The organism is Mycobacterium sp. TKK-01-0059 (genome assembly GCF_000709305.1).
Lineage (GTDB): Bacteria > Actinomycetota > Actinomycetes > Mycobacteriales > Mycobacteriaceae > Mycobacterium > Mycobacterium intracellulare.
Genome location: NZ_KL446993.1, coordinates 581,944 through 596,568, shown reverse-complemented (window position 1 = coordinate 596,568; position 14,625 = coordinate 581,944). Strand labels below are relative to the sequence as shown.

The following is a 14,625-nucleotide window of genomic DNA, read 5'->3' as shown; positions in this document are numbered from 1 at the left end:
ACGGAAAGGGGATGGCAACGATGTTCACCGTCGATGACATGGCAGCGGGCCCGCATGACGCCTCGCTCGATCACGAGCGCATCGTCCTGCAGGCGCGTGACGTCGACTTCGACTGGTCGACGCTGCCGTTCTACTACGTGCCGAACGAGCCCTTCACCACCCACTTCTGCAACGTGCTGCATCTGCTGTTGCCGGCGGGTGAGGAGTTCATCGTCGACGCGTTCAAGGACACCCTGCCGCTGATCAAAGACGATCAATTGCGGCGCGATGTGCAGGGATTCGTCAGCCAGGAGGCCATGCACTCCCAGGCGCACGCGGGGGTGCTCGGGCACTTCGCGGCCAGAGGCATCGACGTCACGCCGTTCACCGGCCAGATGCGCTGGCTGTTCACCCAACTCATCGGTGACCGGCCGCACTGGAGCCGGCGTCGCCGGCAGAGCTGGTTGCTCGAACGGGTCTCGATGGTGGCGGCGCTCGAGCACTACACCGCGATCCTGGGCGAATGGATTCTGGACACCCCGCAGCACGACGCCCTGGGCACCGATCCGGTGATGTTGGACTTGCTGCGCTGGCACGGCGCCGAGGAGGTCGAGCACAAGGCCGTCGCGTTCGACACCATGAAGCACCTGCGCGCCGGGTATTGGCGGCAGGTGCGCACCCAGCTGCTCGTGACGCCGGCGTTGCTGTGGCTGTTCATCCGCGGCGTGCGGTTCATGTATTCGGTCGACCCGTACCTGCCGCCGGGGACCAAACCGCGCTGGCGCGACTACTTCCGCGCGGCACGAAGGGGCTTGGTGCCCGGGCCATTCCAGTTCCTGCGGGTCATCGGCGCCTACTACACGCCGAGTTTCCATCCGTCCCAGCTGGGCGGGGTGGGTCGCGCGGTCGACTATTTGGCCCGCTCACCCGCCGCCCGCGCGTCGCACTGAACACGGGAGCGTTCGGGATGACTCAGTCCAGCACAGTGATCGCCTCCGACGGGGTTTCGCTGGCCGTCCACGCCTACACGGAGATCGACCCGCGGCGGCCCACCGTTCTGGCGATCCACGGCTACCCGGACAACCACCACGTGTGGGACGGTGTCGCAGGTGAACTCGCCGGCCGGTTCAACGTCGTGGCGTATGACGTGCGCGGGTCTGGCGACTCCTCCAAACCGGCACGGCGAACGGATTATGTGCTGCCGCAGCTGGTTTCCGATGTCGGCGCGGTGATCGACAGCCTCGGGGTTGGCCAGGTTCACCTGTTGGCCCACGACTGGGGTTCGATCCAGGGCTGGGCGGCGGTCACCGACGATACGGTGATGGCCAAGGTCGCCTCGTTCACGTCGATCTCCGGGCCGCACCTGAACTATGCCGGCAGGTTCCTACGGTCCCCGCGCACACCGCGTGCCGTCTTCGACGTCGTCAAGCAGGCCCTCGCGTCGTCGTACATCTGGTTCTTCCTGTGCCCGGTTGTGCCGGAGCTGGCAATCCGCTCGCGCGCCACCGGGAAAGTCTTTGCCGCGGTGGAACGTATCGGCCGCAGCCGCGGCAGCGACCGGCAGCGGGCGGCGGCGACCCGGTCAATCGACGACTACCTCAACGGCCTCAACCTGTACCGGGCGAACATGCCGGCGCCGTTCTTCGTGCCGGTGAAGCAGTTGCCGCAGACACGGGTGCCGGTGCAGGTGCTCGTCGCCCGGCGGGATTATTTCGTATCGCCCGCCCTGCAACGGTTTACCGGCTCCATTCCGGACGGCGGCAGGATCGTCCCGATCGAGGGTGGCCATTGGGTGGTCACCTCGCATCCCGACGTCATCGCCGGATTCACCGGCGAGTGGGTCAACCTGACGTCGGAGCCCGCGGGCCGTCACGGCATGGGGCAGGCGTGAGGATGGCTGTGACACGGGCTATTTGGGACAGCATTCCGGCCGACCTCTACGGCCGGCGCAAACGCGACCGGATGTACACCGCGTTGTACGGCGTCGGCACGCTGTTCGGCGGCATGGCGTCGGCGTCGCGGTGGACGCCCTCACGGGTCCAGCCCGTGCGGCGGACCACGACCGCGGTGATCACCAAACGTGAGGAGCCGGCGCCCGATGTGGTCGCGTTGACGCTGGCCGACCCGGACGGCGGATTGCTGCCATCCTGGACGCCCGGCGCGCACATCGACGTCCGGCTCCCTTCGGGACGCCGCCGGCAGTACTCGCTGTGTGGTGCGCCCGGGCGGCGCACCGACTATCGCATCGCCGTGCGCCGCATTCCCGACGGCGGCGGTGGTTCGATCGAAATGCACGACACCTTGCACGTGGGGGACTCGATCGAGTTCGAAGGCCCCCGCAACGCGTTTTATCTCGTCACCGACGAGCACGAGGTGTTGTTCGTGATCGGCGGCATCGGGGTCACGCCCATCCTGCCCATGATCCAGACCGCGCAGCAGCACGGAATCAATTGGCGCGCCGTGTATGCCGGGCGCAGCCGCGATTACATGCCGCTGCTCGACGAAGTGGTGGCGGTCGCGCCGGACCGCGTCACAGTCTGGGCCGACGACGAGCGCGGCCGGATCCCCACCGCGGCGGACCTGCTGGCCGACGCCGGCCCAACCACCGCCGTCTACGTGTGTGGCCCGACCGCGCTGCTCGAATCGGTGCGCATCGCGCGCGACGAACTCGTGAACGCGCCGTTGCACTACGAACGTTTCGGACCGCCGCCGGTGATCGACGGCGTCCCGTTCGAACTGGAACTCGCGCGTTCGCAGCGGGTCCTCACCGTGCCGTCCAACCGGTCAGCACTCGACGTGATGCTCGACCGCGACTCGACGACGGCCTATTCCTGCCAGCAGGGCTTCTGCGGTACCTGCAAGGTGAAAGTCCTTGCCGGACAGGTCGATCGACGGGGGAGCGCCGCCGAGGGTGACGACGAGATGCTGGTCTGCGTGTCCCGGGCCAAAAACGGGCGCGTGGTCATCGACGCCTGAGCGTTTCGAATCGCCTACATGGGGCCGGGAAGCTCTCCCAGGCTGGAAAGTTCGGCATGCACGGGTCCGATGGCGGCCTGGTATTGCTCGTCGGTGATGGTCTTGGCGTAGTAGCGGCTCATGCGGAGCTGGTATTGCTGGTCCCGGAGTTGGCGGATCCGATCGAGCCTGGCGGCGTCCGCCGCGTCGAATTTGAGCTGCTCGACGCTGATGTGGCCGGCCATGACCTGTTCGATGGGCGAGAGCCGGTAGCCGCAATGGGCGAGCAGCTCCAAGTAGACCTTGTGGGATGGCTGTTCTCCTGCCCGCCACGTGCCGCGCTGGGTTCCCCATTCGAAGGCGGCCAGCACCATCGCGAGCGTCACGACGATCGGGCGCGCGTCGGCGTTGGCCACTGCCGCCAAGTCCTCATCGCGGGAGGCGTCGACGCCGAGAAGCTCTGCGGCTATTGACATGCTGGCCGGGCAATGCAATTCGGTCAGGTAGTGGAAGTTGCGGGCGATGAAGATGTCGATCCATGGCGGCGGCGCCGCAAGGAGATTGGCCCGAACCCAGTCGCGGCGCGCCCCGGCGACGCTCCGCGCGAGTCGGTCCAGCTCGCGCATCAGCACCCAGTCGCGTTTGGCGTCGGCGGCGGCCTCGGATTCCAGCTTGGTGGGCCGGCATCCGGTGAACGTGGAACTTCCCTCAACCTCGTCGAGGCTTAAGGGTCGCGCTTCGTCAAAAGTCAGGTAGGACACATAGACGCCCAATTCCGGCGACCCCACGCGTTTTGTCAAATCGCTCATGGTCGTCTTTCCGGGCAACAACCTGCAGATGTGATCCCGCTGCCTGAGGTCATCCCGGCTATAGATGAGGCCGATTTCCCGGTGGCGCGATCGGTCGTCGTTGTCCAGATACACGCACCACCCGGCCGGCCCGGCGATTCCCGGTACGTAGTGGGAAGAAATCTCGACCAGCAGGTCATCGATGGTGGCCGAGGCGGGATAGACCCAGAACTCGCGATGGGAGTCGACGTCGTCGCCTGTGCCCCAGGTTGAGGGCGAGGTAGTCCTTGACGGCGAAATTGGTGGCCATCACAGCCAGGCCCGTCAGCATCCCGCCACCGGGGCCGAACTGGATCGCGGCGGAAATCGTGGGATTGCTCGCCCACAACGTCGTCGGCCAGGTCTGGTTCTCGGCCGCCCAGTGCGGCGTCGCCACGACGGTGTTCGACCACATGAGCAACACCGCGATCGCGATCTCGGCCAGCACCCAGGACGGTCGTCGCCCGAACCCCCGCAGGTAGGCGACGGCGCACGCCGCGCTCCAGCCGATCAGCACCGCGAACAGGACCCAGCCGAGCGCGGGCCGGCGCAGATCGGGATTGATCGCGATTTGAAACCCGGCGGCATACACGCAACTCAGCAACCGAAAAACCTGCGCCGCGCGCCACAGCGGCGTCGTGGGATCGGGGCCGTGATTCGCCATCGTGGTCAGCATAAATGCGGACGGTCCCCAGCGGGTCGCCCACGCCGAAAAGACGTGGGCCGCAGCGCCTTATCCGCGGTCGTCGGCGGGACGGACGCGCTGGTGCGCCGTCAGGAGCAAATGGTCGAATTCCGACTGGGTGTTGAGCGGCAAGCCCGCGCCGCGGAAGTCCTCGGCGATCTGCTCGGCGAGCGGGCGCAGCTTGACATTCGCCTCCTGCGAGAGCCATCGGAGCAATTCGAAGGCCGCGCTGTCGCTGAGGCCATAGATCAGCATCAGCATGCCCTTGGTGCGTTCGATGCCTGCCCGATTCTCGTTGATCTCAGCGAGTTTCGCGCTGACCGCGTCCTCGTGTACCTGCCCGTTCGATGCGGAGACGTCGATGTAGAACCCGTGCGTCCCGATCACGTCGCCGTCGTCATCGTAGAGCCGATCGCCGACCACGACGACGTGGCGTACGTTTCCGCCGGTGTCGATGATCCGGTGCCGGGTGCTGAACGCCTGGCGCGTGTGCACGATCTGATCGATGGTGGCCGCGACCTGCCCGCGGTCATCGGGGTGTTTGTGCGAGAGCACCAAATCGGTGGTGGGCACGACGGTGCCCGGTTCGTAGCCGTGCATCCGCTCCACCTGTTCCGACCATTCCCAGCGCTGATCGGTGAAGTGGAACCGAAACCAGCCCGCGGGTTGCGCGTTGCCGCCGGACAACGCCTGCTCAACGCTGGCCGTTTCGCCGTTGAGTTCCCATGTCGATTCCACCGTGGCTCCTCGCTCACTGCCGTGGCGGGCGGCGGCCGCGAGGCCCACACGCGAGCGCGTGCGCCTGCGGCCGCCGCCCGGTCCGTCGCCCGGTCAGGCGTTGATGACCTCGCGCTGGGCGGCGCCCTCTGCGACGGCGTGGTGCCCGTCGCCGCGGCCGACGGCGATCTTGCGGGGCTTGGCCTTCTCGGCCACCGGGATGTGCAGACTCAGGACGCCTTCGGAATAGGAGGCCTGGATCTTGTCGGTGTCGAGGTTTTCGCCGAGCACCAGCTGGCGGCTGAACACGCCGCGCGGGCGCTCGGTGGCGAGCATCTCGCGGTTGGGGTCGAGGGCCGGGCGTTCGGCGCGCACGGTCACGACATTGCGCTCGATGTCGATGTCCAGCGAGTCGGCATCGATGCCGGGCAGGTCGAACTCGACGACGAACTCCTCGCCCTGGCGCCAGGCGTCCATCGGCATGACTGCAGGCCGGGCGGCCGTGCCGAGGACCTGGTGGGCAAAGCGGTCGAGCTCACGGAAGGGATCTGAACGCATCAGCATGGTTGTCACCTCTCACTCCGATCTACGCGGTAGTCCGGCAAATTTCCTATGTCTGACGACATAGATTCGGTATAGCATTGTCGACATATTCATGCAAGTGTGCTAAACAGATTTTTTGAGTGAATCAGCTGAGGGGATGTGCGATGGTCGAACATCGCGGCGAGGCCGGGGCGCCGGCGTCCGGCCACGGCGTGTACGGAATCTCGGTGGCCGCCGAACTGTCCGGGATTCCGGTGCAATCGTTGCGGCTCTACGAACGCTATGGGCTGCTCACGCCCGCGAGAAGCCAAGGGGGAACGCGCCGCTACAGCGCCGACGACCTCGCGCGGCTCCGGCGCATCAGCGGTCTGGTCGAGGCCGGCGTCAACCTGGCCGGCATCGCGCGCATCCTCGATCTCGAAGACGACAACGAGACGTTGGCGGCCGCCAACACCGACCTGCGGTCCACCAACCGCACGTTGCGAGAAGCGGCGAAGGCGGCCAAGCCCGCCGAGTCCCGGGACGGGCAGGGCACGCGCCGGTGAGCTGATCGCCGATTGCGCCGGGCGGCGCCGGGTACTCGACCCCCTATGCCTTCAAGGAGAAGCGATGGGTGAGTTGACGGAAACCGGCGCCCAGGTGGTGGACGGTGCACGCCAGGAGGCGGACGCCTACCGGGGCGACAATCCCCGGCCGCTGAGGGGCTACCTGGCGGTGTTGGTGGTCTACGGCCTCGTCGTGACGGCGGCGGTGGTCGCCGCCGTGGTCAGCGGGCGCACGTTGCCGTCGCGCTGGCGGATTCAGGACCTGATCATCCTCACGCTGGGCACCCACAAGCTCTCGCGAACGTTGACCAAAGACGCGGTGACCAGTCCGCTGCGCGCCCCGTTCACGCATTACGCGGGCACCGGCGGCCCGGCCGAGGTCCAGGAAGAGGTCCGCGAGCACAGCGAGTTTCGGCACAGCCTGGGCGAGTTGTTGACCTGCCCGTTCTGCCTGGACATGTGGGTCGCCACCGGATTCGCCATCGGCCTGGTGTTCGTACCCCGGTTCACCCGGCTGATCGCGGGCGTCTTCAGCGCGCTGGCCGGGGCGGATTTCCTTCAGCTCGCCTACGCGATGGCCCAGCAGTCCGCCGAAGGCTGACGATCAGCTGGTCTTGGGCATCGGGATGCCCTCGCTGGCCGTGAATTGCGCGTCGTCCTCGGAGGACAACCCGATGGAGACGACGGAGCGGTTGAACAGCATGTCGGTCAGGTAGGCCAGCGAGACCGCCCATCGGTTGACGCCGCGCGGAATCGCGTACAGGTGGTAGGACCTCGTCACGAGTTTGGCCGGCAGCCCGGACAAGTGGATGTTCAGCGGGTTGGCCACCGCGTAGCGGGGCCCCAGGTCGACCACCAGACCCAGGTTGCGGTGCTTGTATTGCTTGGGGCTGCCGTAACCGAGGCTGGCGGCGACGTTGCGGGCCAGCACCTTGCCCTGCCGGGTGGCGTGCTGGGCGGTCGGCGGCGTGATCTTGCCGGGCTGGGTGAGGTCGGGAACCGCGGCCGCGTCGCCGGCGGCGAACACCTCCGGGTGACCGGGCACCTGCAGATCGGGCTGCACCGTGATCCGGCCCTTCTCGGTCGGCAGCCCCAGGTCTTGGATCAGCGGGGCGCCGGTCACCCCCGTCACCCAGGCGATCGTGTGCGTGTCGATACGCGAATCATCGCTCAGCACAACGTGATCGGCGTGCGCTTGCTTGAGTGTGACGCCGAGCCGGACGTCGATACCGCGCTTGCGCAACACCTTCATCGCGGCCTCGCCTAGCTTCTTGCCCACCTCGGGCATCACCTGCTCGGCCAGGTCCAGGAGCAGGAATCGCACTTCGGCGGGGTTGAAGCCCATCTGTTTGGCCGCCGCGTCGGCCAGCGCCCGCAGCTGCGCCACCAACTCGGTGCCCGAGTAGGAGGCGCCGACCACCACCACGGTGCGCCGGGCCGCCACCACCCGCGGATCGTCCTCGATGTTGGCCAGCTCGAGCTGCTCGACGAAGTGGTCGCGCAGGTAGAGCGCCTCGGCGGTGGTCTTCAACCCGCGCGCATGCCTCGCGAGGCCCGGGACGTCGAACAACCGCGTCACCGACCCCGGCGTGAGCACCAGCCGGTCCCAGGACATGGAATGGCTGCGTTCCTCGGGATCGCAATACGTGAGCGTCTGTTGCGCGAAGTCCACCCCGTCGACGCGGCCGCGCACCGCGTGCACGCCCCGCAACGAATTGGCCAGTGGGACAGCGACAAATCGGGCATCGACCACCCCGCCCGCCACGTCGGGCAGCAACGGTGTGTACAGCATGTAGTCGACCGGAGAAATGATCGTGATGTCGACGGGCGCGTGCCGCCGGCGCAGAATTCGGGCCAGACGGCGGGCGCAGGTGAATCCGGTGAAGCCGCTTCCCACGATCACAATGGAGGTCACCGACCCGAGTGTAGGCGGACTTCAATGGTGAGGAGCGTCCCGCGCCGCCCCGAGACTGACGATGTCTTGAAAACGTCTGTTCGACACGGGATTTCACGGAGACAGGCCGGGCAAAAACGGCCCAGGGCGTCCTCCGCTCGGATGCCGCCGCCTACGCTATCGTCCGGGCGTTTCGTTATCGTGCCTTGCGCTTCGTTGTATGGCTCATAGACTTCTGGTGAGCGTTGGTATGCGCGGGCTGTGCGTGCCATCGCGACGCCTATCAGGAAGGGCTCTGCGGGCCACGAACGGTTCCGGGGGTGATGTGATGCGAGACGGCAGCGCCACGATTGCCAATCATTTGGTGGAACTGGTGGCCAATCTGGAGCGTGAACATAGCGGCACCGCGGCCGGCCTGCACGAACTGCTCGACGACGGGGTCCAGCACGTCACCGGCGCCCAGTACGCGGGGATCACCCTCGCCGAGAAGGGCGCGTCGGTCAGCAGTGTGGTCGCCACGCATCGCTACCCGATGGTGCTGGATGCCATTCAGGACACCTCCGGCGAGGGGCCTTGCCTGGCCGCGGCCTGGGAGCACCACATCATGCACATCGCCGACCTGACCGCCGAACGGCGCTGGTTGCGCTACCGCCGCATGGCGCTCGAGCAGACCCCGATCCGCTCCATCCTGTCGTTCGAGTTGTTCATCGACGGCGGCAGCATGGCGGCGCTGAATTTCTATGCCGACCACCCGCACGCGTTCAGCGAGGAGTCGGTGGAGATCGGCACGGTGTTCGCCACGCACATTGCCCTCGGGTGGTCGATGATGCGCCGCAACGATCAATTCCGTAGCGCCCTGGCCTCGCGCGACATCATCGGGCAGGCGAAGGGGGTCATCATGGAGCGCTTCGGTATCGACGCCGTTGAAGCGTTCCAGTTGCTGACCCGGGTCTCGCAACAATCCAACATCAAGCTGATCGAGATCGCGCGGGCGCTGATCGAGAGCGAGCATCCGCTCAGGCGCCGCGCGCACTGACCACGACGGGCGCCGGCGCCGGCGCTCGTCGTTTCGTCGGGTGCCAGGCGGGTATGCGCCCTTTCCATGAAGGCTGTCACGTGGCACGGCAAGCGCGATGTCCGGGTGGAGTCGGTGCCCGACCCGAAGATCGAGCAGCCCACCGATGCCATCGTCGAGGTGACATCGACCAACATCTGCGGGTCGGACCTGCACCTCTACGAGATCCTCGGGGCCTTCATGAAGCCGGGGGACATCCTCGGCCACGAACCGATGGGCATCGTGCGGGAGGTCGGCACTCAGACGGGCGACCTTCGGGTGGGGGACCGGGTCGTCATCCCCTTCCAAATCTCTTGCGGCAGTTGCTACATGTGCGGCCAGCAGCTCTACACCCAGTGCGAAACCACCCAGGTGCGCGACCAGGGCATGGGGGCGGCGCTGTTCGGCTATTCGGAGCTCTACGGCGAAGTCCCCGGCGGGCAAGCGGAGCTGCTGCGCGTCCCCCAGGCCCAGTTCACCCACATCAAAGTCCCTGTGGGACCGCCCGATTCGCGGTTCGTCTATCTGTCCGACGTGCTACCCACCGCGTGGCAGGCGGTGGCTTACGCCGACATCCCGGAGGGAGGCACGGTCACCGTGCTCGGGCTGGGACCCATCGGGGACATGGCGGCCCGCATCGCCGATCACCTGGGTTACCGCGTCATCGCCGTCGACCTGGTCCCGGAGCGGCTGGGCCGCGCCGCGCAACGCGGCATCCACACCATCGATGTGGGCCGGCTCGACTCCTCGCTCGGTGACGCGATCCGTGACCTGACCGACGGACGTGGATCCGACTCCGTGATCGAAGCGGTGGGCATGGAGGCGCATGGCTCGCCGACCGCCAAATTGGCGCAGCAGGCCACCGGGCTGTTGCCGGACGCGCTGGCCAAGCGGCTCATGCAAACCGCCGGCGTGGACCGGCTGTCCGCCCTGTACTCGGCCATCGACATCGTGCGGCGCGGCGGAACGATCTCGCTGATCGGCGTGTACGGCGGCATGGCGGACCCGCTGCCGATGCTCACCCTGTTCGACAAGCAGGTCACCCTGCGGATGGGGCAGGCCAACGTCAAACGCTGGGTCGACGACATCATGCCGCTGCTGACCGACGACGACCCGCTCGGCGTCGACACCTTCGCCACCCACGTGCTTCCGCTCGACGAGGCCCCGCACGCGTACGAGATCTTCCAGAAAAAGCAGGACGGAGCGGTGAAGGTCATCCTCAATCCGTGATCGGCTATGCCACAAGGCTTTCCGTGTGGTGACGCCGCCCCGGCGGGTGGCCCGGGAGTTTGACCGGCGCTTTCGCCGGGTATTGGATGCGCCATGACTCCACCAGAGGCCGCAGACGCCGGCGCCCCCACACCCACCGGCGAAGTGTGGCCGGGCAGGGCCTATCCGCTGGGCGCGACGTACGACGGCGCGGGCACCAATTTCGCGCTGTTCAGCGAGGTGGCCGAGCGGGTGGAGCTGTGCCTGTTCGACGCCGAGGGCGCCGAGAGCCGCATCACCCTGCCCGAGGTCGACGGCTTCATCTGGCACGCCTACATCCCCAACATCGAACCCGGCCAGCGCTACGGCTACCGCGTGCACGGTCCGTACGACCCGCAGGCGGGGCACCGATGCAACCCGAACAAGCTGCTGGTGGACCCGTACTCCAAGGCCATCGACGGCTCGTTCGAGTGGAATCAATCGCTCTTCAGCTATAACTTCGGCGACCCCGACAGCCGCAACGACGACGACTCGGCGGCCAGCATGCCCAAGTCGGTCGTGATCAGCCCCTACTTCGACTGGGGAAACGACCGCCCACCGGACCGCCACTACGCCGACACCGTCATCTACGAGGCACACGTCAAGGGCCTGACCCAGACCCACCCGGACATCCCCGAACAGCTGCGCGGCACCTACGCCGCGGTGGCCCACCCGGTGATCATCGAGCACCTCAAGGATCTCGGGATCACGGCCATCGAATTGATGCCGGTGCACCACTTCGCCAACGACTCCACGCTGGTCGACAAGGGCCTGTCCAACTACTGGGGCTACAACACGATCGGATTCTTCGCGCCCGACTTCAAGTACTCCAGCGCCACCACGCCGGGCGGCCAGGTGCAGGAGTTCAAGGCCATGGTGCGCTCGCTGCACGAGGCCGGCATCGAGGTCATCCTCGACGTGGTCTACAACCACACGGCCGAGGGAAACCACCTGGGCCCGACGTTGTCGATGCGCGGCATCGACAACGCCGCCTACTACCGGCTGGTCGACGACGACAAGCAGTACTACATGGACTACACCGGCACGGGTAACAGCCTCAACGTCGGGCATCCGCACGCGCTGCAGCTCATCATGGATTCCCTGCGCTACTGGGTGACCGAGATGCACGTCGACGGCTTCCGCTTCGACCTGGCCTCGACGCTGGCCCGCGAGTTCTACGACGTCGACCGGCTGTCGACGTTTTTCGAACTCGTGCAACAGGATCCGACCGTCAGCCAGGTCAAGCTGATCGCCGAACCGTGGGACGTCGGGCCGGGCGGCTATCAGGTGGGCAACTTCCCGCCGCAGTGGACGGAATGGAACGGCAAGTACCGCGACACCGTCCGCGACTTCTGGCGCGGCGAGCCCGCCACCCTTGACGAATTCGCCTACCGGCTGTCCGGTTCCGCAGACCTCTACGAGCACACCGCGCGGCGCCCGGTGGCGTCGATCAACTTCGTCATCGCCCACGACGGGTTCACGCTGCGGGACCTGGTGTCCTACAACGAGAAGCACAACGAGGCCAACGGCGAGGACAACAACGACGGCGAAAGCCACAACCGGTCCTGGAACTGCGGCGCCGAAGGCCCCACCGACGACGAGGCCGTCAACGCGCTGCGCGCCCGGCAGCAGCGCAACTTCCTGACCACCCTGCTGTTGTCGCAGGGCGTTCCGATGATCTGTCACGGCGACGAACTCGGACGCACCCAGAACGGCAACAACAACGGCTACTGCCAGGACAACGAGCTCACCTGGATCGACTGGGCCAACGCCGACGCGGGCCTGCTGGAGTTCACCCGCACGGTGTCGGCGCTGCGTGCCGAGCATCCGGTGTTCCGGCGGCGCCGGTTCTTTTCCGGAAAGCCGGTGGGCCGCCGCGGCCAGGGCGGGCTGCCCGACATCGCCTGGTTCACCCCCGACGGCACCGAGATGAGCGACGAGGACTGGGGCGCGGGCTTCGCCAAGTCCGTCGCGGTGTTCCTCAACGGGCACGGCATCCCCGGCCGCGATGAGCGGGGCCAACGGGTGCTGGACGATTCGTTCCTGCTGTGCTTCAACGCCCACCACGAACCGATCGAATTCACGCTTCCGCCAAAGGAATTCGGTGGCGCCTGGCAGGTCGTGGTGTACACCGGGCCCGACGAGACCACCCCCGCCGACGAGGTACCCGGCGGAGGCACCCTCAACGTGGAGGCCCACACCGCCGTGGTGCTGCAGGGACTCCCGTCGAGCTAGTCCCCGACGACCACCCCGTTCCCCGGATCGGGTGAATCGCTCTCGCCGACAAGCCACATCGGCTAATTTTTTCGGCGGCGGCATTGATGCTGCGCGCCGAGCGCCGGGAACGAGAGGGACAGCCGATGGACAGGCCCGGTCCCGACGCGCGACTGGAATCGGCGATGAACACCTCCGGGCGGGCCGCCGCGCTGTTGGTGCTCGTGGTCGCAGCGCTGACGTGGGTGGGCTGGACGGCAGGCATCGAGCGCTTGACGCGGATCTATCCGACCTGGCCGCAGATGATGCCGTGGACCGCGCTGTGGCTGGCCACGCTGGGCGCGGCGATCCTGCTGCAATGGGGGAATCCCTCGCGCGAGCGCCGATGGGCCGGACGGTGTTTGGCCGCGGCCGCGGCCGCCTTCGCCGTCCTCGTGCTCGCCGAGTACGCGAGCCTCGGCTCGTTCACCGTGGACAGGATCTGGTTCGGTGAGGCCGTCGGCATGCGCGAGTGGTCGTGGCCGGGGCGCCCGAGCGTTCAGACCGCGTTGTCGGCCCTGCCGTTGGCGACCGCCGTCGCGCTGATCCGGGTGGATCGGTGCACCCGCGCGGTCTGGCCGCTGTGCCTGGCGGCGAGCGCTGCCATCCCGTTCGTCACGGCCGGGGCCTACCTGTTCGACGCGCTGGCGCTGGTGGGGGTCTCGCCGTCAAAGGGCCAGGCGTTCCTGACGGCGGCGGCCCTGTTGCTGCTCGTCGCGGCCACGTCGCTGGCGCGCGTTGACCGGTTTCCGCTCGCGTGGCTGCTCGCGCGGCCCGACCGTTCCTCGCTCGTCCGGTTGCTCGCGATCCTGGCCGGCTTTCCGCTCGTCGTGGCCGTGGTGAGGCCGATCTTTTTGGAGCTCGGCCCGGACGCCAACGCGCAGTGGACCTTCTCGATCCTGTTGGGAACCGCGGTCGTCGGCGCGGTGACCTTCTACTTCAGCCAGCGCGAGCAGCACCTGCTGATCGCCAAGGAGCTGGCCAGCAAGCAACGCGCCGAGGCCGAGACGCGATATCGCATCCTCGCGGACAACGCCGTCGACATCATCGTGCACTTTCGCGGCGGCGGGGTCGCGTGGATCTCCCCGTCCGTGGAACCCGCGCTGGGCGGCCCGCTGTCGAGGTGGACCGGTACGGATTTCGCCCGCCGCATCCACCCCGAGGACCGCGACAAACTCCAAACCGCCCTGCGCCGCATCGCGGGGGGCGAACAGGTGCTCCAACGCTTCCGGGTGTGTTCCCTCGACGGCGAATACCACTGGGTCGACGGTCATGGGAAGCCCTACACCGATGCCCAGGGCAGCACCGATGGGCTGATCGCGGCGCTGCGGGTGGTCGACGATCAGGTCGAGGCCGAACAACAATTGGAACGGTTGGCACGGTTCGACACCCTCACCGGCCTGGTGAACCGGGCCGAGGCCCTGGCCCGCCTGGACGCCGCGCTGCGGCAACCGCGGCCCCCCGAAACGCATGTGGGCGTGCTGTTCTGCGACGTCGACCACTTCAAGGCGATCAACGACCGGTGGGGACACGGCACGGGCGACGTCGTGCTGGCGACCGTCGCGGCGCGGATCCGGGCGAGCGTCCGCCGCGAGGACACCGTGGGGCGCACGGGCGGGGACGAAATGCTGATCCTGCTGCCCGGCGTCCGCAGCGCCGACGAGCTCGCCCAGATCGCCGAGAAGATCCGCCGACGCGTCGCCGAACCCATCCACGTTTCCGGCAACACGATCGGCGCGACCTTGAGCATCGGTGCCACGCTCGCCCTTCCCGCCGAGTCCGTCGACGCGGTCACCGCGCGCGCGGATGAGGCCATGTACCGGGCCAAGTCGGGCGACCGGAACGCCGTGGTGGCGACCTAAGTGGCGACTTAAGTAGCGAGTGATCGCCAACGGACGTTTCGCATCCGGTAGGTTTCACCGCGA

At 67.4% G+C, this 14,625-nt stretch carries 13 protein-coding genes and 1 pseudogene; 9 read left to right on the top strand and 5 right to left on the bottom strand.

Features of this window, described 5'->3' with window-relative positions; translation table 11 throughout:
- The first annotated feature begins 20 nt into the window (after positions 1-20).
- From K883_RS03085 to K883_RS03075, 3 genes are read left to right on the top strand one after another with little or no spacing between them, the layout of a single operon-like run.
- Positions 21-929: a metal-dependent hydrolase gene (locus K883_RS03085; protein WP_036453709.1), complete on the top strand. Its 909-nt coding sequence runs from the start codon at positions 21-23 to the stop codon at positions 927-929.
- A 17-nt stretch (positions 930-946) separates the two neighbouring features.
- A complete protein-coding gene (locus K883_RS03080) occupies positions 947-1,870 on the top strand; it encodes an alpha/beta fold hydrolase (RefSeq protein WP_036453707.1) in 924 nt (307 codons plus the stop codon).
- 2 nt (positions 1,871-1,872) lie between these two features.
- Positions 1,873-2,955: a PDR/VanB family oxidoreductase gene (locus K883_RS03075; protein ID WP_020823338.1), complete on the top strand. Its 1,083-nt coding sequence runs from the start codon at positions 1,873-1,875 to the stop codon at positions 2,953-2,955.
- A 14-nt stretch (positions 2,956-2,969) separates the two neighbouring features.
- On the opposite strand, the gene K883_RS03070 is transcribed toward K883_RS03075, so the two are convergent.
- From K883_RS03070 to K883_RS03055, 4 genes and pseudogenes are all read right to left on the bottom strand, one after another.
- Positions 2,970-4,022 carry a hypothetical protein gene (locus tag K883_RS03070; protein WP_036453705.1) on the bottom strand — a complete coding sequence of 351 codons (1,053 nt, stop codon included), beginning with the start codon at positions 4,020-4,022 and terminating at the stop codon, positions 2,970-2,972.
- A pseudogene (locus tag K883_RS03065) lies at positions 3,982-4,437 on the bottom strand (DUF5931 domain-containing protein); the annotation flags it as partial. The pseudogene K883_RS03065 and the gene K883_RS03070, both read right to left, overlap by 41 nt.
- Before the next feature lie 57 nt (positions 4,438-4,494).
- Positions 4,495-5,184 carry a PAS and ANTAR domain-containing protein gene (locus tag K883_RS03060; protein WP_036455249.1) on the bottom strand — a complete coding sequence of 230 codons (690 nt, stop codon included), beginning with the start codon at positions 5,182-5,184 and terminating at the stop codon, positions 4,495-4,497.
- Positions 5,185-5,277: 93 nt separating this feature from the next.
- Positions 5,278-5,727: an Hsp20/alpha crystallin family protein gene (locus K883_RS03055; RefSeq protein ID WP_020823334.1), complete on the bottom strand. Its 450-nt coding sequence runs from the start codon at positions 5,725-5,727 to the stop codon at positions 5,278-5,280.
- Between the two features lie 143 nt (positions 5,728-5,870).
- On the opposite strand from K883_RS03055, the gene K883_RS03050 reads away from it, so the two are divergent.
- Positions 5,871-6,251, top strand: coding sequence for a MerR family transcriptional regulator (locus K883_RS03050; protein ID WP_008259554.1), 381 nt, complete (start codon positions 5,871-5,873; stop codon positions 6,249-6,251).
- 64 nt (positions 6,252-6,315) lie between these two features.
- The gene (locus K883_RS03045; RefSeq protein WP_020823333.1) at positions 6,316-6,852 is read left to right on the top strand and encodes a DUF1360 domain-containing protein; all 537 of its coding nucleotides are present in this window, start codon (positions 6,316-6,318) and stop codon (positions 6,850-6,852) included.
- A gap of 3 nt (positions 6,853-6,855) precedes the next feature.
- Here the strand turns inward: K883_RS03045 and K883_RS03040 are convergent, their stop codons facing one another.
- On the bottom strand, positions 6,856-8,166 hold the full coding sequence (locus K883_RS03040; protein WP_020823332.1) for an NAD(P)/FAD-dependent oxidoreductase: 1,311 nt from the start codon (positions 8,164-8,166) through the stop codon (positions 6,856-6,858).
- Between the two features lie 307 nt (positions 8,167-8,473).
- On the opposite strand from K883_RS03040, the gene K883_RS03035 reads away from it, so the two are divergent.
- From K883_RS03035 to K883_RS03020, 4 genes are all read left to right on the top strand, one after another.
- Positions 8,474-9,181, top strand: coding sequence for a GAF and ANTAR domain-containing protein (locus K883_RS03035; RefSeq protein WP_036453703.1), 708 nt, complete (start codon positions 8,474-8,476; stop codon positions 9,179-9,181).
- A 66-nt stretch (positions 9,182-9,247) separates the two neighbouring features.
- On the top strand, positions 9,248-10,429 hold the full coding sequence (locus K883_RS03030; protein ID WP_009954047.1) for a zinc-dependent alcohol dehydrogenase: 1,182 nt from the start codon (positions 9,248-9,250) through the stop codon (positions 10,427-10,429).
- Positions 10,430-10,522: 93 nt separating this feature from the next.
- Positions 10,523-12,682: a glycogen debranching protein GlgX gene (gene glgX / locus K883_RS03025; RefSeq protein ID WP_008259545.1), complete on the top strand. Its 2,160-nt coding sequence runs from the start codon at positions 10,523-10,525 to the stop codon at positions 12,680-12,682.
- 86 nt (positions 12,683-12,768) lie between these two features.
- Positions 12,769-14,562, top strand: coding sequence for a sensor domain-containing diguanylate cyclase (locus K883_RS03020; RefSeq protein ID WP_020823330.1), 1,794 nt, complete (start codon positions 12,769-12,771; stop codon positions 14,560-14,562).
- The last annotated feature ends 63 nt before the right edge of the window (positions 14,563-14,625 follow it).